The sequence below is a fragment of the Bordetella genomosp. 1 genome (genome assembly GCF_002261335.1).
Classification (GTDB): Bacteria; Pseudomonadota; Gammaproteobacteria; order Burkholderiales; family Burkholderiaceae_B; genus Bordetella.
In genome coordinates this window covers 290,948-308,564 of the sequence record NZ_NEVL01000003.1, presented here as the reverse complement: position 1 = coordinate 308,564, position 17,617 = coordinate 290,948, and the positions used below count along the sequence as shown (strand labels likewise).

The 17,617-nt window shown below is 70.8% G+C and carries 15 protein-coding genes; 5 read left to right on the top strand and 10 right to left on the bottom strand.

The window, feature by feature from the left end; all coding sequences use genetic code 11:
* Positions 1 to 555: 555 nt before the first annotated feature.
* The 4 genes from fabV to CEG14_RS09850 form a co-directional block, all read right to left on the bottom strand.
* On the bottom strand, positions 556 to 1,746 hold the full coding sequence (gene fabV / locus CEG14_RS09865) for an enoyl-ACP reductase FabV (protein ID WP_094827474.1): 1,191 nt from the start codon (positions 1,744 to 1,746) through the stop codon (positions 556 to 558).
* Between the two features lie 530 nt (positions 1,747 to 2,276).
* Positions 2,277 to 2,945, bottom strand: a complete 669-nt coding sequence (locus tag CEG14_RS09860; RefSeq protein ID WP_094826201.1) for a hypothetical protein — start codon at positions 2,943 to 2,945, stop codon at positions 2,277 to 2,279.
* Between the two features lie 239 nt (positions 2,946 to 3,184).
* Complete coding sequence (cfa, locus tag CEG14_RS09855; protein WP_094826200.1) at positions 3,185 to 4,360, bottom strand: cyclopropane fatty acyl phospholipid synthase; 1,176 nt, start codon at positions 4,358 to 4,360, stop codon at positions 3,185 to 3,187.
* Between the two features lie 395 nt (positions 4,361 to 4,755).
* Positions 4,756 to 5,739, bottom strand: coding sequence for a GlxA family transcriptional regulator (locus tag CEG14_RS09850; RefSeq protein ID WP_094826199.1), 984 nt, complete (start codon positions 5,737 to 5,739; stop codon positions 4,756 to 4,758).
* Between the two features lie 195 nt (positions 5,740 to 5,934).
* Between CEG14_RS09850 and CEG14_RS09845 the strand changes: the two genes are divergently transcribed.
* On the top strand, positions 5,935 to 6,576 hold the full coding sequence (locus tag CEG14_RS09845; RefSeq protein WP_094826198.1) for an HD domain-containing protein: 642 nt from the start codon (positions 5,935 to 5,937) through the stop codon (positions 6,574 to 6,576).
* Between the two features lie 93 nt (positions 6,577 to 6,669).
* Here CEG14_RS09845 and CEG14_RS09840 read toward each other — a convergent pair whose 3' ends face one another.
* Together CEG14_RS09840 and CEG14_RS09835 are read right to left on the bottom strand one after the other, a co-directional pair.
* Positions 6,670 to 7,974, bottom strand: a complete 1,305-nt coding sequence (locus CEG14_RS09840) for a sensor histidine kinase (protein WP_256985626.1) — start codon at positions 7,972 to 7,974, stop codon at positions 6,670 to 6,672.
* Positions 7,961 to 8,641, bottom strand: a complete 681-nt coding sequence (locus tag CEG14_RS09835; protein ID WP_094826197.1) for a response regulator transcription factor — start codon at positions 8,639 to 8,641, stop codon at positions 7,961 to 7,963. Before CEG14_RS09835 ends, CEG14_RS09840 begins: the two co-directional genes overlap by 14 nt.
* Positions 8,642 to 8,791: 150 nt before the next feature.
* Between CEG14_RS09835 and CEG14_RS09830 the strand changes: the two genes are divergently transcribed.
* From CEG14_RS09830 to CEG14_RS09815, 4 genes are read left to right on the top strand one after another with little or no spacing between them, the layout of a single operon-like run.
* A complete protein-coding gene (locus tag CEG14_RS09830; protein WP_094826196.1) occupies positions 8,792 to 9,970 on the top strand; it encodes an ABC transporter substrate-binding protein in 1,179 nt (392 codons plus the stop codon).
* Positions 9,971 to 9,982: 12 nt separating this feature from the next.
* Positions 9,983 to 11,053: a FecCD family ABC transporter permease gene (locus tag CEG14_RS09825; RefSeq protein ID WP_094826195.1), complete on the top strand. Its 1,071-nt coding sequence runs from the start codon at positions 9,983 to 9,985 to the stop codon at positions 11,051 to 11,053.
* 41 nt (positions 11,054 to 11,094) lie between these two features.
* The gene (azu, locus tag CEG14_RS09820; RefSeq protein ID WP_094826194.1) at positions 11,095 to 11,595 is read left to right on the top strand and encodes an azurin; all 501 of its coding nucleotides are present in this window, start codon (positions 11,095 to 11,097) and stop codon (positions 11,593 to 11,595) included.
* Positions 11,596 to 11,602: 7 nt separating this feature from the next.
* Complete coding sequence (locus CEG14_RS09815; protein ID WP_094826193.1) at positions 11,603 to 12,379, top strand: ABC transporter ATP-binding protein; 777 nt, start codon at positions 11,603 to 11,605, stop codon at positions 12,377 to 12,379.
* Between the two features lie 63 nt (positions 12,380 to 12,442).
* Here CEG14_RS09815 and CEG14_RS09810 read toward each other — a convergent pair whose 3' ends face one another.
* The 4 genes from CEG14_RS09810 to CEG14_RS09795 are packed head-to-tail and all read right to left on the bottom strand — an operon-like array spanning position 12,443 to position 17,606.
* Positions 12,443 to 13,576 (bottom strand): LLM class flavin-dependent oxidoreductase, encoded by a 1,134-nt coding sequence (locus CEG14_RS09810; protein ID WP_094826192.1) that lies wholly within the window; start codon positions 13,574 to 13,576, stop codon positions 12,443 to 12,445.
* Complete coding sequence (locus CEG14_RS09805; protein WP_094826191.1) at positions 13,573 to 14,970, bottom strand: LLM class flavin-dependent oxidoreductase; 1,398 nt, start codon at positions 14,968 to 14,970, stop codon at positions 13,573 to 13,575. The genes CEG14_RS09810 and CEG14_RS09805 overlap by 4 nt, the downstream gene beginning before the upstream one ends.
* A gap of 8 nt (positions 14,971 to 14,978) precedes the next feature.
* A complete protein-coding gene (locus CEG14_RS09800) occupies positions 14,979 to 16,202 on the bottom strand; it encodes an acyl-CoA dehydrogenase family protein (protein WP_094826190.1) in 1,224 nt (407 codons plus the stop codon).
* Positions 16,203 to 16,244: 42 nt separating this feature from the next.
* Positions 16,245 to 17,606 carry an NtaA/DmoA family FMN-dependent monooxygenase gene (locus CEG14_RS09795; RefSeq protein ID WP_094826189.1) on the bottom strand — a complete coding sequence of 454 codons (1,362 nt, stop codon included), beginning with the start codon at positions 17,604 to 17,606 and terminating at the stop codon, positions 16,245 to 16,247.
* Between the last annotated feature and the right edge of the window lie 11 nt (positions 17,607 to 17,617).

Sequence of the window (17,617 nt, the reverse complement as noted above, 5' to 3'; positions counted from 1 at the left end):
TCCCGCGCAACGAAGCCGGTCGTGCGCGGGGCCCACACGGCGGCGCGGACCGCGGCTTCTCTCGCGTCGATGTTGGACAGGACTACGCGTCGGGCGCGGCAACGGCTGTGACGCGCGATTTGAAATGGACGGCTATCGGGCCAAGTGGATCGGCATTGCCGCCTGACGGCGGCCTGGCGGATAAATGCAGTCTGACTCAATTTTCAAGGGCGCCGGGCACTGATAAATTCAGTCTGACACCTTTTGCTGGGTGCGACGGGCGCCGGAAAAATGCAGTCTGACACCTTTTTGGAAGGGGTAGGCGTCTCGATAAATGCAGTCTGACACCTTTTCGGCGCTGATTGCCGCACAGATAAATGCAGTCTGACTCCTTTTCTGCGGAACCGGGGATACCGAAAAATGCAGTCTGACTCCTTTTTGGATGGGAGCGTGGCGTCGATAAATGTAGTCTGACACCATTGTTGAGCTGGCGCCGTTTTGGGGACGGCGGTGTCGACGGGGCAAATAAAAAAACCGGGCGCTTGGCCCGGTTTTTTGTTTCAGCGGACGCGGGGGTCAGCCGAGGTTGCGGATCTGGACGTCGGGGTTGACGTCGGCATCGTAGTCCACGCCGTCGATGCCGAAGCCGAAGAGGCGCAGGAACTCTGCCTTGTAGCCGGCGAAGTCGGTGAGTTCGTAGATGTTGTCGTCCTGGACCTGGTTCCAGAGGGCGGTGACCTTGGCCTGGACGTCGGGGTCCATTTCCTTGAGGTCGGCGCGCAGTCGGCCGACGTCATCCTGCAGGGGCTTGTCGGTGTAGAGACCGTCCTGGAACAGGTGGTAGAGCTGTTCGATGCAGCCTTCGTGGGTGCCCTTCTCTTTCATGATCTTGAAGAGCAGCGACAGGTACAGCGGCATCACCGGGATGGCGGAGCTGGCCTGCGTCACGACGGCCTTGAGCACGGAGACGCGGGCGTCACCGCCGGTTGCGGCCAGCTTGGCGCGGATGTCCAGCACCTTCTTGTCCAGGTCTTTCTTGGCGGCGCCGATGGTGCCGTTCCAGTAGATGTCCTGGGTGATGGTGTCGCCGAGGTAGGTGAACGCCGTGGTCTTGGCGCCCGGGGCCAGCACGCCGGCGTCGGCCAGCGCGTCGATCCACATCTGCCAGTCTTCGCCGCCCATCACAGCGACGGTGTCGTCGATTTCCTGCTGCGTAGCGGGCGGCAAGACCGTTTCCTTGATGACTTCCTTGTCCGTGTCCAGGCCGCGCATCTTCAGCTCTTTGCCGATGGGCTTGAGCGTGGAGTTGTAGACCACGCCGGTCTTCGGGTGGGTGCGGCGCGGTGCGGCCAGGCTGTAGATGACCAGGTCGACCTTGCCGAGGTCGGCCTTGATCGCGTCGATGGTCTGGGCCTTGATCTCGTCGGAGAAGGCGTCGCCGTTGATGCTGCGGGCATACAGGCCTTCGGCCTCGGCCACGTCATGGAACGCGGCGGTGTTGTACCAGCCCGCGGTGCCCGGCTTCTTGTCGTCGCCCGGACGCTCGAAGAACACGCCCAGCGTGGCGGCGCCGCTGCCGAAGGCGGCGGTGATGCGGGCGGCCAAGCCGTAGCCGGTGGACGCGCCGATGATCAGCACCTTCTTGGGGCCGTTCGCAATGGGGCCCTGGGCCTTCACATATTCGACCTGTTCGCGCACGTTGGCGGCGCAGCCGGTCGGATGGGTGGTCACACAGATAAAGCCGCGCACGCGGGGTTTGATGATCATGGCCTCGTCACTCGTATGCTTGTCGTTGATGTCGCCTGCGCGCAAACGCACGCGCGGCGATGGAGTGCCGGGATTGTATAGGATGCGGCCAGCCGGCCCCCCGCACCGGGCCCGGTGGCTCCCGGCCAAAGCCCGCCCGGTCGCGCCCCGCATCCCGCCGCATCCGCGGCACGGGACGTGACCCGCCCCCGCGCCGGGCTGGCGACCGCCTCGCATCGCGACACGCCGCAGCGATCGCCGCGCGCCTTCTCGGCTCCGCCCGGTCGCGCCCCGCATCCCGCCGCATCCGCGGCACGGAACGTGAACCCGCCCCCGCGCCGGGCTGGCGACCGCCTCGCATCGCGACACGCCGCAGCGATCGCCGCGCGCCTTCTCCGCCAAACGCGGGCGCGTGCCCCCTTCCATCGCCCTGGATCACCGCCCGCTCGACCATGCCCGATTGGATCGGCCCTGCCGGCCTGATGGCCAGCGCCCCCAGTGCCTCCCGGCCGCAAGGGCTCGGGACGCCCCCCCACTCCCCTCGCCTGCGCTCAGGACGCAGGCTTGCGCACCGAATCCCCCCGCGCGGCGCCCCGCGCCTTCTCTTCGTAGGCGCGGTCGCGCAGCGCCAGCATGCCGGGGGTGGACGTGAGCGCGGGGCCGCCCGCGTTGCCGCAGCCCTTGCCGGCCGGCGCGTCGCACCAGATCCAGGTGTCGCCATGGCGGGTCACCGGCTGGCCGAACTGGCGCACCGCGCCCTCGCGCAAGCGGGCCCGGGCCGGGTCGTCGCCCTTGATTTCGTAGCTGATCTGCGTGACCGCGGTGGGGTTGGACGGGCTGGGCGGCACGCGTTTGACCGCCGCCACCCGCAGCACCTCGTCGCCGCGGGTATAGGTGAATGCCATCGGCACCTGACTGCCGGCACCCGGGTTCTGCGACGGCGTGGGGCCCGGCTGCAAGGATTCGACCGGCACGCGGAAGTGGCCGGCGGCCGCCTGCATGGCTTCCTGGTAGCCCATCCCGAGCCGCACGCCGCCGAGGCTGTATCCACGCAGGTCGGTGCGCGGGCCCTCGGCCCAGGCCGCGCCGGTGCTGAGCGCGGCGCCGAGCACAGCGGCGAGCAAGCCGGCCGAGAGGACACCGTTGAACCGGCGCCACGGCACGGGGCCGTCGCCCATGTCGTCGGGGTTGAGCCTGACCAGGCTGTCGATGATGCGCATGGCGGTGTTCCTCCTGCCGCGCGGCGTCCGCAACCCGCGTACCCGGCACACCGCAAAACCGCCCCAGGGAAACCCCAATGCCGGCAGCCGCACGGGGTAGCCGCCGGCTCCGGCGCCCCCCGCCGCCCCGGTTGCGCCCGCAACCGCTGCGCGCGCAACCAGACCGCCGTCCATGAAAAAGGCCGCCCTTTGCGGGGCGGCCTGGGTCGGTGCGGCAGCGGTTGGCGCGCCGGTGGCGCTCATCGCACCGAGCGGTAGGTCTCCTTGCGGCCCGGATGGGTGAGCACCAGTTGCCAGAGCTGGCCTTCGCGCGAGCGGAAGAAGCCGGCGCAGCACAGCAGGTAGTACTGCCACATGCGGTAGAAGCGCTGGTCGTAGCGCTGGCTCAGCTGAGGCCAGGCGGCCTTGAAGTTTTCCCACCAGGCCATCAGCGTGCGGTCGTAGTCCTGGCCGAAGTTGTGCCAGTCTTCGATGATGAAGCGACCCTCGACGGGCTGTGCGATCTGTTCGGGCGACGGGAGCTTGCCGTTGGGGAACACGTATTTGTCGATCCACGGATCGGTGCCGGCGGTGATCGAGGCCAGGCCGATGCTGTGCAGCAGGAACAGGCCGTCGGGCTTGAGCAGGCGCTTCACGGTGTCGAAGTACGTGAGGTAATTCTTGGGGCCCACGTGTTCGAACATGCCGACCGACACGATCTTGTCGAACTGGCCTTCGAGATCGCGGTAGTCCTGCAGCAGCAGCTTGACCGGCAGGTCTTTGGTGCGTTCCTGTGCGAGCACGAGCTGCTCTTTGGAGACCGTGACGCCGGTGACGTGCGCGCCGTAGTGCTCGGCGGCGAACTTGGCGAGACCGCCCCAGCCGCAGCCGATGTCGAGCAGGGTCTCGCCGGGCTTGAGCTGGAGCTTGCGGCAGATCAGGTCGAGCTTGTCGAACTGCGCCTGTTCGAGATTGTCGGCCTTCGCCCAGTAGCCGCACGAATAGATCATGCGCGAATCCAGCATGGCCTCGAACACGTCGTTGCCGGCGTCGTAGTGACGCTCGCCGACTTCGAAAGCGCGGCCCTTGGATTGCAGATTGAACAGCTTGTGGCGCAGGCCCTCGGCGATCAGGCGCAGCTTGGACAGGCCCACGGCGGCATCTTCGAGGTGCGCGGTCATGAGCTTGGTGAACAGCTCGTCGAGCTGGTCGCACTCCCACTCGCCATCCATGTACGACTCGCCGAATCCCAGCGACCAGCTGGAAAACACGCGGCTGTACACGTGCGGGTCATTCACACGGATGTCCCAGGGGCGATTGCCATTGATCCGCACATCGGCGAGCGCCAGCAGATCGACCAGGACTTCCGGCGGCGCGTTGCCCTGCGTGGCCGGGGGTTGAGGGGGCAAATCCAGGGACTCTTCTCTTTGCTGCATACAGACTCCAGTCTTCGTTTGCTCTCAATGCTTGCGCATCATGACTCACGGCGGATAACTATTGCTTGAAAGAGTGCTGACTCTCCAATGAATTCAATCGATGAAAACGATAGTACTGGTCAATCTTAGCGTATGCCATCCATGCATAGGTATGGTTGCGAGCCCTTGTGGCGGGGCACTTGCGGGGCTTACGCAACAGTTCTTGCGCCGGGTCAAATGCCCTGCGGGCCGCAGGGGGATTACCGCCCGGCGCGACTCAGGCGGGCGCCGACGCCCGGCTGGCCCGCCGCCCGCCCTGGCCGGCGCGGCAAGCTAGTAGACGCGCGGCCGGCGGCACCGGCCCGACCGCCAAAGCCGCGCGGATCCAGGACGCAATCGGGCCACGCCGCCCGCCCTCATTCACCCCCCGCGTGGCGCTTGCGGTAGTCGGCGGGCGTCACGCCGACGTGGCGGGCGAAGGCGCGGCGCAGCGTGTCGGCATTGGCGAAGCCGCAGCGCGCGGCCACCTGCTTGGGCGCCTCGCGGCCGGTCTCCAACAGGGCGCGGGCGGCACCGACCCGCGCTTGCTCGACCCAGGCCGCCGGGGTCAGACCGACCTCGGCCTGGAACAAGCGGGCGAAGTGGCGCGGGCTCATGCCGGCCCGGGCGGCCAGGCTGGCGACGCTGTGGTCCTCCGCGGGATGGGCCGCGACCCAGCGCTGCACCGCCTGCAAGGCCGACCGGCCGGCCGGTTCGGCCTGGCCCGATCGGCTGAACTGCAGCTGTCCGCCCGGCCGCTTGAAGAACATCACCAGCTGCGCCGCCACGCGCCGCGCGATGTCCGCGCCCAGGTCTTCCTCGACCAGGGCGAGCGCCAGGTCCAGGCCCGCGGTCACGCCGGCGGCGGTGCGCACCGGCCCGTCCTTGATGTAGAGCGCATCGGGCTCGACCGTCAGGTCCGGGTGGCGCGCGGCGAGGGTCTGCGCCAGGGCCCAGTGCGTCGTGACGCGACGCCCCGCCAGCAAACCGGCCTGGGCCAGCACGAAGGCGCCGGTGCACACCGATCCGTGGCGGCGGCTGTCGCGCGCGGTATCGCGCAGCCATCGGCGGGCTGCGGCGGGCAAGGGCCAGGCCTCGCAGCCGGGTGCGCCGGCCACCAGCAGCGTGTCGACCCGCGACGGCGGTGCCGGATCCCGGCCGGCGACGCGGTCGGGCAGCAGGCGCGCGCCCGAGGAGGTGCGCAGCGGCCCGCTGTCGCAGGCCACGACCTCCAGGGCGTAGACGGCCCGGCCCGCTTCGGTGTTGGCCTGCGCGAACACGTCGAGCGGCCCCGCCACGTCGAGCAACTGGGCGCCGGGCAAGGCAAGAATGGCAAGCGTGAGCGGCGCGGGGTCGGGCATGGCAACGGGCGATGGATGACGGGGCGGGCGCTGAGTCCTGGCGCAGCGGCAGGCCAGGCGACGCCAGGCCAGGCCGGGTCCGGATTCGGCGCGAAATGGCAGAATCTGACGTTATACGCCTATTGTTGCCACCTCGCACGGATTCCAGAATGGCTCCATCCGGGCGCGATCGCGCCCTGCCTTCAGGAGTCATCCATGCACACATCCATCGGCGGCATCGCCATTCCCGACAGCCAGCTGGCCCGCGAAATCACGGAGCTGGTGCGCGACACCGCCTCGCCGCTGCTGTTTCACCACTCCTCGCGCGTGTACTACTTCGGTGCGCTGGCCGGCCGCGACCGTGGCCTCGCCTTCGACCCCGAGCTGCTCTACGCCGGCGCGATGTTCCACGACATGGGCCTGACCGCCGCCCATGCGAGCCCGGACCAGCGTTTCGAGGTGGACGGGGCCAATGCCGCGCGCGACTTCCTGCGCCGGCACCGCATCGACCCGCGCGACATCGACCTGGTCTGGACCGCCATTGCGCTGCACACGACGCCGGGCATTCCGGAACACATGCATCCGGTGGTGGCGCTGGTGACGGCGGGCGTGGAGATGGACGTGCTGGGCCTCACCTACCACCAGTATCGCGAGGACGAGCGCGAGGCGGTGGTGCACGCGCATCCGCGCACGCCGCAGTTCAAGGAAGACATCATCCAGGCCTTCTACGACGGCATCAAGCACAAGCCCGACACCACCTTCGGCAATGTGAAGGCCGACGTGCTGGCCGACAAGGATCCGCACTTCCATCGCGGCAATTTCTGCTGCACGATCCGCCGTTCGCCGTGGCGCGGGTAAGCGCAACGTGCCTGACTGCGCCTGACTGCGCGCAGTGCGGCTGCGTGCGCTGCGTGCGCCGAGGGCACCTGAGCGCGGCCTGCGGCCCCGCCGTCAGGCGCCCCGCGGCGCGTCGTCCTCGGGCGCGGGAAGGCTGATGCGGAACGTTGCGCCCGCACCCGGTTCGGACTGCAGCGTCACGGACCAGCCCTGGTGCTCGCAGATCCGCGTCACCAGCGACAGGCCGAGCCCGAGGTTGTGCGCCTCGCCCGGCGCGCTGGCGCGCACGAAGGGCGCGAACACGCTGGCCTGCCGTTCGGCCGGGATGCCGGGGCCGTCGTCGCTCACTTCCACGGTGGCCGGATTGCCGGCCCGCACGCGCACGCGGATCGTGGCGTCGGGCCCGGCGTACTGCAGCGCGTTCTGGATCAGGTTGCCGAGCACGGCGCGCACGAGCGGCACGGGATAGTCGGCGGTGGCGGGGCCGTCGGCGTCCAGCGTCAGCGCGGTGCCGCGCCGGTTCGCCATGGCAAGGAACACGCCCACCTGCTCGCGCGCCACGCGCTGCACGCTGGCGTGCTCGAAGGCCGCGCCGCTGTCGCGGCCGCGCGCCAGCATCAGGTAGACGTCCAGGCGCTGCCGCATGTCGGCCGCCGCCTGCTCGATGCGCGCCAGCGGACTCAGGTCGGCGGCCGCGAGCCCGGGTTCGTCTCGCAACAGTTCGCAGGAGCTGGTGATGGCCATCAGCGGCGTGCGCAGCTCGTGCCCCACGTCGGCCGTGAAGAGCCGTTCGCGTTCGAGCGCCTGCTCGAGCTGGTTGTAGGTCTGGTCGAAGGCAGCGGCCAGCGCGCCGATCTCGTTGGCCGGATAGTCCTGCGCCAGCCGGGTGCGCGGCGGCTGCGCGGCGCGGGTCTGCACCTGGGCGGCGAGCCGGCCCAGCGGCGCCACCACGCGCCGGATCATCAGCGCCCCCAACAGAAATGCCACCAGCAGGCCGCCCGCCATGCCGATCACGGCAAGCCAGTGCGAGCCGCGCTGGCTGCGCTCGTAATCGGTGTAGTCGCGCAGCAGCATGTAGCGCTCGCCGGCGTCGTCATCGACCATCGCGTGCCAGACGCGGCCGTCGTGGTCGACCTTGTGAAAGCCGGGTGGTAGCGCGCGCAACCATTCCGGAAAGGCCGCGCCGCCGGCCTGGCCATGGAAGAAGCGATTGGGCCGGCCGGGATCGCGGCCCGAGAGGTACTCCGCGCGGACGCGCTCGACCGCCATGCCCATGTCGATGCGCTGCAGGTGGGCCTCGAGCCCGGTCACCGTCCAGACCGACACGATGGTGAGCAGGCCGCCGACCAGCAGGGCCAGCAGCACATAGGTGAGCACCAGGTTGCGCGCGAGCCCGCGCCGCAGACTAGCCAGCCGCATCGCGCAACTGATAGCCGATGCCGCGTACGGTGTGCACCAGCGGCACGGCCTCGTCCTTGTCGACGGCGTGGCGGATCTGGTGGATGTGGGTGCGCAGGCTGTCGCTGTCGGGCGGCGAATCGCGCCACAGCGCCTCCTCCAGCCGGCTGCGGTGCACCACCGCCGGGCTGGCCTGCATCAGCAGCGTGAGGACGCGCAGCGGTGCGGGCGCGAGCCGGATGCGGCGGCCGTTGCGCGAGACCTCCAGGGTGGCCGTGTCGCAGCGCAGATCGGCCACCCGCAGCACCGTCGCGGCAACCCTGCCCTGGCTGCGTTGCAGCAGCGCGTGGATGCGTGCCGCCAGCTCGGCCAGCGCATAGGGCTTGACCAGATAGTCGTCGGCGCCGGCGTCGAAACCTTCGAGGCGGTGATCGAGCGTGTCGCGCGCGGTCACCATGATGACCGGGGTGGCGCAGCGCGCCTCGGTGCGCAGGCGCCGGCACAGGTCGTAGCCGTCCATGCGCGGCAACATCAGGTCGAGCACGATCAGGTCGAACTCGCCGCTCGCGGCCAGGCTGTAGCCCTGCCGGCCGTCTTCGGCGCAATCCACGATATAGCCGCGCCGGCCGAGATAGGCGGCGACGTTGGACAGGATGGCGGGATCGTCTTCGATGACCAGGATACGCATGCAGGCGGCGCGGCGGGCGGCAGAATGAGGTGAGCGGATTGTAGGGCGGGCGGTCTTAACGTTGCGTTGACATTAACCCACGCACACTCTCGTTTCAATAAGAACCATTCGCGTTCCAACCCCTCACCCGCCGCGCCGATTCCGCACGCCATGACGAACCCGATCCTCCGCCCGCGCGCCCTGCTGGCCGCCTCCGCCGCCACGCTGGCGCTCGCCCTCGCGCTGCCCGGCGCCGCCGCCGCCCGCACCGTGACCGACCTCGCCGGCCGGCAGGTGGACGTGCCCGACCATCCCAAGCGCATCCTGCTGGGCGAAGGCCGCTTCGTGTTCGCCATGGCGCTGCTGGACCGTGCCGACCCGACCGCCCGCATCGTGGGCTGGCAGGGCGAGCTCAAGCAGCAGGATCCTTATGCCTGGACCCAGCTCACCACGAGCTATCCGCGCGCGGCCAAGGTGCCGCTGATCGGCAAGAGCTCGGAAGACAGCGTGAGCCCCGAACGCATCGTGGACCTGCAGCCCGACGTCGCGATCTTCGGCCTGGCCGGCCACGGCCCGGGCAAGAACAGCCCGATGGTGGCGGCCCTGCAGGCGGCCGGCATCCCGGTGGTCTTCATCGACTTCCGGCAGCACCCGGTGCAGAACACCGTGGCCAGCATGAAGATCCTGGGCGCGGCCGTGGACCGGCCGGCCGAGGCGCAGGCCTATGTTGACTTCTATTCCGGGCGGCTGAAGGCGGTGCAGGACCTGGCCGCCGCCGTGCCCGAGGCCAAACGGCCGCGCGTGTTCGTGGAGATGCTGGCGGGCGTGTGGCCGCCGTGCTGCCACACCACCGGCACCGGCAGCCTGGGCGATCTCGTGGAAGCCGCGGGCGGCGTGAACATCGCGCGCGGCGTGGTGCCGGGCGCGATCGGCGACGTGAGCCTGGAATTCCTGCTCACGCACCAGCCCGACGTGTACGTGGCCACCGGCAGCCGCAGCGAGCCGGGCCGCCCCGGCCTGCTGGCGGGCCCCGGCGTGGCGCCCGAGACGGCGGCCGCGAGCCTGGACGTGCTGCTGTCGCGCCCCGGCATCAAGCAGCTCGACGCCGTGCAAGCGGGCCGCGCGCACGGCCTGTGGCACGCGTTCTACAACTCGCCCTACAACATCCTGGCGCTCGAGGCGCTGGCAACCTGGCTGCATCCGGAGGCGGCGCGTGCACGCGGCATCGATCCCGAGGCCGACCTGGGCACGCTCTACGGCACCTTCCTGAGCGCGCCGGTGGCCGGCACCTACTGGACCGACCCGGGCACGCGGGCGGGCGCCCGCCGCGCCGCGCCGGCCGGCCGCTGAGCCGGGCTGCGCATGACGCCGTCCCTCGCCACCCTGGCCGCGCCGGCCCAGGAGATCGCGCGCGTGCATTTGCGCGCGCAACGACGCCGCCGCTGCTGGCTGCTGGGCTTCGCCGCCCTGCTGCTGGCCTGCCTCGCGGCCGACATGACCAGCGGCCCCGCCGGCCTGGGCGCCGCGGACCTGCTGCGCACCCTGCTGCATCCCGACGCGGCGAGCGCCGGCACGCGCGTGATCGTGTGGGACTTCCGCCTGCCCTACGCGCTGATGGCGGTGCTGGTGGGCGCGGCGCTGGGCTGGGGCGGCGCGGAGATGCAGACCCTGCTCAACAATCCGCTCGCCAGTCCGTTCACGCTGGGCGTGTCGGCCGCCGCGGCATTCGGCGCGGCCGCCGCCATCACGCTCAACCTCAGCCTGCCCGGCATCCCCGGCGCGTGGACCGTGACGCTGGCCGCGTTCACCAGCGCCCTGCTCGCCGTGGCCCTGCTGGAGCGCGTGGCGCGCTGGCGCGGCGGTTCGACGCTCGGGGTGGTGCTGTTCGGCATCGCGCTGGTGTATTCGTTCCAGGCGCTCATCATGCTGCTGCAGTTCATCGCCTCCGAAGAGGCGTTGCAGGGCATCGTGTTCTGGACCATGGGCAACCTGGGCCGCGCCAGTTGGGGCAGTGTCGCCGCGCTCGCGCTCGCGCTGGCCGTGGTGCTGCCGTGGTCGTACCGCGACGCGTGGCAGCTGACCGCCGTGCGGCTGGGCGAGGAACGCGCGGCCAGCCTGGGCGTCGACCTCAGGCGGCTGCGCATGGTGAGCCTGCTGCGCGTGAGCGCGCTCACGGCGCTGGCCGTCTCGATCGTCGGCACCATCGGCTTCGTGGGCCTGGTGGCGCCGCACATCGCGCGCCTGCTGCTGGGCGAGGACCACCGCTATTACCTGCCCGGCAGCACGCTGGCGGGCGCGCTGATCCTGTCGGGCGCGTCGATCGCATCCAAGACGCTGCTGCCCGGCGCGCTGATCCCCGTGGGCATCGTGACCTCGCTGGTCGGGATCCCCTTCTTTCTGGCCATTGTGGTGCGCACGCTGCGCAAAAGCTGAACCACGCCCCGCTTTCTCAACCGGTAGTCCAAGGAACCTCCATGACGTCCCGCTTCACCCTGCTCGCCCTGCCCCTGCTGTTGGTCGCCGGAGCCGCCCAGGCCCACGACCATGCCCCGGCCGCCGCCGACGACGCGCCCGCCGTGGTGCGCGACTGCGCGGTCGACGTCCAGGGCCAGCCCGGCAAGAAGTTCTCGCCGAGCAGGATCGAGATCCCGGCCGCGTGCCAGAACTTCACCGTGCGCCTGATCCACACCGGCAAGAACAGCAAGGAAAACGCCGGCCACAACTGGGTGTTGACCACCACGGCCGACATCGACCGCGTCATGCTCGACGGCATGGCCGCCGGCCCGCAGGGCGACTGGCTGGTGCCGAACGACGCGCGCATCCTGGCCAAGACGCCGATGCTGGGCGGCGGCGAGACCGCCACGGTCACCTTCCCGGTGAGCCGTCTCAAGGCCGGCGAGTCGTACACCTACTACTGCTCGTTCCCGGCGCACGCCGAAATGATGCGCGGCACGCTCACGCTCGCCGCGAAGTGATGCCGTCATGAGCCAGACCCCCGCCGCGCTTTCGATCACGGAGCTGTGCGCCGGCTACGGCCGCCGCCCGGTGCTGCACGGCATCAGCGCGGCGGGCCTGGCCGCGGGCAGCGTCACGGCGCTGATCGGGCCGAATGGCAGCGGCAAGTCGACCCTGCTGCGCGCACTCGCCGGCCTCGTGCCGCTCTCCGCGGGCGAGGTCTGGCTGGGCGGGCAACGGCTCGACCGGCTACGCCCGACCGAGCGCGCCCGCCACGCGATGTACATGCCGCAGGCGCTGCCCGCCGGTGTGCACATGACCGTGCTGGAAGCCGTGCTCACCGCCTCGCGCGCGCCCGACCACCTGGCGCCGGCCATCGGCCTGCTCGAGTCGCTCGGCATCGCGGCGCTGGCCAATCGCGAGCTCGCCGAGCTCTCGGGCGGCCAACGCCAGATGGCGGGCCTGGCGCAGGCGCTGATCCGCGCGCCGCGCCTGCTGCTGCTCGACGAGCCGCTGTCGGCGCTGGACCTGAACTACCAATTCCACGTGATGCGGCTGCTGGCGCAGCAGACACGCGCGCGCGGCATGGTGACGGTGATCGTGCTGCACGATCTCGGCATGGCACTCAATCACACCGACCACGCCCTGCTGCTCAAGGCCGGCCGGCTGGTGGCGCGCGGCACGCCGCGCGAGGTGATCGTGCCGCCGCGGCTGCGCGAGGCCTACGGCGTGCAGGCGCGCATCCTGAGCGACGGCGACGCCTGCCACGTGCACGTGGAAGACCTCACGCACGCGGTCGGCTGAGCGCCGCGCGCCACGGCACCGCCGCGCGACGGACCGCCTCGGGCGTCGGGCAACGCCGCGCGCTCAGCGCGCGGGCCGCCACAGGCCGCGCCGTTGCAGCTCGGCGCCCGCGCCTTCGGCAAACCAGTAGGCCTCCTCGATGTGGGGCTGCCCCGACAGGATGAAGTGCGTGAGCCCGAGCGCCTGATACTCGGCGATGCGATCGGCCACCTGCGCGTGGCTGCCCACCAGCGCGGTGCCGGCGCCGCCGCGCACCAGCCCGTAGCCGGCCCAGAGATTGGGCGCCACCTCCAGCCTGCGGGCGTCCGCGCCCGCTTCCCAGCCCGACACCAGCGCGGTCATGCGCTGCTGCCCGACGGACTCGGTGCGGCCGAACAGCGACTGGGCCTGGGCGATGCGCTCCGGCGCGATGCCGGCGATGAGCTGGTCGGCCTCGGCCCACGCGGCGGCCTCGGTGTCGCGGCTGATCACGTGCAGCCGGATGCCGAATGCCAGCTCGCGGCCCTGCTCGCGCGCCAGCGCGCGCATGCGGGACACGCGTTCGGCGATCTGTTGCGGCGGCTCGCCCCAGGCCAGGTACACGTCGGCATGGCGCGCCGCGACCTGCTCGGCGGCCGGGCTGGCGCCGCCGAAGAACACCGGCGGCGCGCCGGCCGGGGCGGGATCGAGATGGGCGGCCTCGATGCGATAGTGCTCGCCGGAGAAGTCCAGCAGCTGGCCGGTGCCGGCGCGTGCGCCCAGGCCGCGGAACACCTCCAGGAACTCGCCGGTGCGCGCGTAGCGCTGGCCGTGATCCGCGTGGTCGCCGAAGCGGCGCTGCTCCACCGCGTCGCCGCCCGTCACGATGTTGATCAACAGACGACCGTCGGTGAGACGCTGGAACGTCGCCGCCTGGTGCGCCGCCAGCGTGGGCGAGATGAAGCCGGGGCGGAACGCCACCAGGAACTTCAGCCGCTCGACATGCTGCGACAGCGCCGCCGTGGCGATCCAGGCGTCTTCGCACCAGGTGCCGGTGGGCGTGAGCACGGCCTCGAAACCCAGACTCTCGGCCGCGGCGGCCACCTGCTTCAGGTAGGCCAGCGTGGGCTTGCGAAACGCGCCCGCCACGCCGGCGATGCGGTGCGAGTCGTCGCCCGAGCCGGTGATGCCGCGGCTGTCGCCGTTGGTCGGCAGATACCAATGCAGATGGATGCTCATGCCGCCTCCTCGCGCTGCGGGCGCAGCTCGCGAAAGCGCGCGCCGGGGTGATCGGCACGCAGGCGCTGCTGGCCCTCGCCCTGGAGCCGTTCGCGCAGCGTGAGCGGCCGCGCGGGCGCGTCGCGCAGGCGGCCGCGGCGGCGCAGCTCGGGCACCACGTGCGTGACGAAGTCTTCGAAGGTGCCGGGGCTCACGGCATACGCCAGGTTGAAGCCGTCCACGCCGGCCTCGTCGGCATAGCGTTCCAGCGCGTCGCTCACCTCGACGGGATCGCCCACGAAGGTCGGGTGCAGCCCGCCGATGCCGATGTAGCGCGCGACGTCGCCGACCGTCCAGCGCCGGTCGGCGTCGATGCGCGTGAAGTTGCGCAGCGCCGAGCGGCCGGCATTGGTTTCGATGTATTCGAGCGGATGGTCGCGTGGATAGCGCGACCAGTCGACGCCGGTCCAGGCCGAGAACAGCGTGAGCGCCGCGTCCTCGTCGGTATAGCGCAGCAGGTCCTCGTACTTCGCGTGCGCCGCCGCGCTGCCGGCGGCCGTGATGACGGTGACGGCGGTGATGAAGCGGATCGCGTCGGGCGCGCGGCCCAGCGCCACGGCGCGCGCCCGGATCGCGTCCACGCTTTCGCGGATGTCGGCCGGACGCGCGCCGCCCAGGAACACCACCTCCGCATTGCGCGCCGCGAACTCGCGCCCGCGCGGCGAGGTGCCGGCCTGGAAGATCACCGGCGTGCGCTGCACGCTGGGCTCGCTCAGGTGCGCGCCCGGCACCTGGAAGTATTTGCCCGCGTGCCCGATGGGATGCACCCGGGCCGGGTCGACGTGCACGCCGCGCTCGCGGTCGCGCAGCACCGCCCCGTCCTCCCAGGAGCCCTCCCACAGCTTGTAGGTCACGTCGAGGAACTCCTGGGCGCGGTCGTAGCGCTCATCGTGCTCCATCTGCGTGTCCAGGCCCAGGTTGCGCGCGGCCGACTCCAGCACCGAGGTCACCACGTTCCAGGCCACGCGGCCACGCGTCAGGTGGTCCAGCGTGGTGAACTTGCGCGCCAGCAGGTAGGGATGCTCGTAGGTCGTCGACACCGTCACGCCCACGCTGAGATGGCGGGTGGCGGCGGCGATGGCGGACACCAGCAGCAGCGGATCGTTCACCGGCGTCTGGGCCGCCGTGCGCAGCGCCGTCTCGGCATTGCCGCGATACACGTCGAGCTGACCCAGCGCATCGGCGATGAAGAGCGAGTCGAAGCCGGCCTCGTCGAGCAGGCGCGCGATGTGCAGCCAGTAATCCAGCCCGGTGTAGTCGGTGGCGCGATCGGCCGGATGGCGCCAGAGGCCGGCCGAGACGTGGCCCACCACGTTCATGATGAAGCCGTTGAGGATCAGGGGTTTTGCAGCCATGGGAATCCTTACGCGGCGCGCGTGCCGACGGTCCAGTAGAACGCCGGGCCGGTGCCGTTGATGGCGTGGTCGCCGAGCAGGCGGGCCTTGTAGGGCGTGGGGTTGTGCGAGGCCAGCGTGCGGGCGTTGCGCCAGTGGCGGTCGAGCCCGCGCGCCTCCAGCAGCGCCGAGGCGCCGCCCACGTCGAACAGGCGGGTGCCGGCCTGCAGCACCGCGTCGACCACGCCCACCTGCGCCTGCGCGGTCTCGAGCTCGGCCTGCGTGAGCAGGTCGGCCGGCAACTGGCCGTCGCGCTGGCGCGCCCGGTCGGCCGCGCCCAGCGTGCGCGCCACGGCCCGCACCGATGCGGTGGCGGTGAACGCGGTGGCCGAGAGCTGGCCCACGATCTGCTGCACCAGCGGGTCCTCGGCCGGCACCTGGCCGGCGCCGTGGCTGAACACGCGCTTGCGCGGCCGCACGAACGCCGCCGCGTCGCGCACGATGGCGCGCGCAATGCCGGCCAGCGTGGCGAGATGGGTGAGCTGGAACACCGCCGTCATGGGCGTGGGTCCCGTGCGGCGGTACGAGAAGATCTGGTCTTCCTCCAGCGCCACGTTGTCGAAGCGGGTGGTGCCGGACGCCGAGAGCCGCTGGCCGAAGCCGGTCCAGTCGTCCACCCGCGTCACGCCGGCGGCCGTGGCGGGCACCACGACGAAGGTCTGATGGTCCTGCGGCGTGGGCGGATGCCCCTCGCGCCGGGCCGTCACCTGGATCCAGTCGGCATACAGCGAGCCGGTGCTGTAGAACTTCTCGCCGTTCAGGTGCCAGCCCTCGGCGTGTTGGCGCACCACGGTATCGAGCTGGCCGATGGCGTGATCGCCGCGCTCGGTGGTGGCGTTGCCGAAGATCGCGCCCTGCGCGATCCGGCGCAGCCAGGGCTCGTGGCGGGCGGGATCGACCTCGGCGTAGAGCCGCTCGATGAAGCCGAAATGCGAGCGCAGTGCCTGCGGCAGGTTGGAGTCGGCCTCGGCCAGCTCGATCAACAGGTCGTAGTGCTGCTCCACCGAGCCGCCCAGGCCGCCGAATGCGCGCGGCACGCGCACGGCGCCAAAGCCGGCCTCGGCCAGCCAGCGGATCGGTTCGTGGGCCAGCTCGCGCTTGAGGTCGCGTTCGGCCGCGCCTTCGGCGATGCGGGCGAAGATCGGGCGGAAGCGCCCGGCCAGCGATTCGTCGGTGGGAGCGTCGTGAGACATGGGGAATCCTGTATCGATGTCAAGGAGAGTCGGGCGTGGCGCTCAGGCCGCCCAGGGGCGCAGGCGGCGGGCCGGATGGCGGTCCGGCAGCGTGGGCGCCGCGCCGAAGAGTTTTTCGCGCAGCGTGCCGTCGCGGTAATGCGACTGGATCAGACCGCGCTTGCGCAGGATCGGCACGACCTCGTCGGCGAACACGTCGAACCAGTCGGGCAGCGTGACCGGGATCAGGTTGAAGCCGTCCACGCCGGCCTCGACCCACTGGGCGATGGTGTCGGCGATCTGCTCGGGCGTGCCGGGCGCCGCCTTGTTCAGGCGGGTGCGCAGTACGTCTCCGAAGCGGGCCTGCTTGTCGGGCTCGGCATCGATCACGGCGCGGATGCCGCCCTGCACGTACTCCGACTTCACGTCGGCCAGCGGCGTGTCGGGGTCGATCACCGACAGGTCGAAGCCGATGCTGCCCGACGCATGCGCGAGGTAGCCCGGCTCGCTGCGCCAGTGCAGGAATTCCTCGTAGCGCAGCCTGGCCTCGGCCTCGGTGCTGCCGATGATGGGATGCAGGCCCACCACGTACTTGAGGTCGCCGGCGCGGCGGCCGGCCTTGACCAGGCGGGCGTTCATGTCGGCGATGTCGGCCTTGGCGGATGCGGGCGTGATCGCCGGCAGGAAGGTCATCTCGGCGTGGCGCGCGGCGAAGGCGCGGCCCGCGCCCGAGGCGCCTGCCTGCGCCAGCAAGGGCGTGCGCTGCGGCGAGGGCTGCGGCATGTGCGGCCCCGCCACCGTGTAGCGGGGCCCCGCATGGTTGATGGCGTGGATGCGGGCCGGGTCGGCGTAGATGCCCTGCTCCAGGTCGGCGCGCACGGCGTCGTCCTGCCAGCTCGCCTCCCAGAGCTTGTAGACCACCTCGGTGTACTCCTCGGCCCAGGCATAGCGCTCGTCGTGCGCCTCCAGGCGCGGCGCGCCGAAGTTGCGCGCGGCATTGTCGAGGTAGCTGGTGACGATGTTCCAGCCCACCCGGCCTTCGCTCAGATGGTCGAGCGTGGAGAGCTTGCGTGCAAAGTTGAAGGGGTGATCCTGCAGGATCGAGCTGGTCACGATGAAACCGAGGTGCTCGGTGGCGTAGGCCAGCGCCGAGATCAGACTGGCGGGGTCGTTGGCCGGGAACTGCATGCCTTCGCGCGCGGCGGTGTCCCAGCCCTGGCGATAGACGTCGTACACGCCGATGGTGTCGGCGAAGAAGATGGTGTCCAGCCCGGCGCGCTCCGCGGTGCGGGCCAGCCGCACCCACGGCGCGAGCCGCGAGAAGTTGCGCTGCGCGGCCGCCTCCTGGCGCCGCCATTGGCCATGGGCCTGGTGCGACAGCGTGAACTGGGTGAATGCGTTGTAGATGATCTTCTTGGTGGGCATGGTGCGAGGAA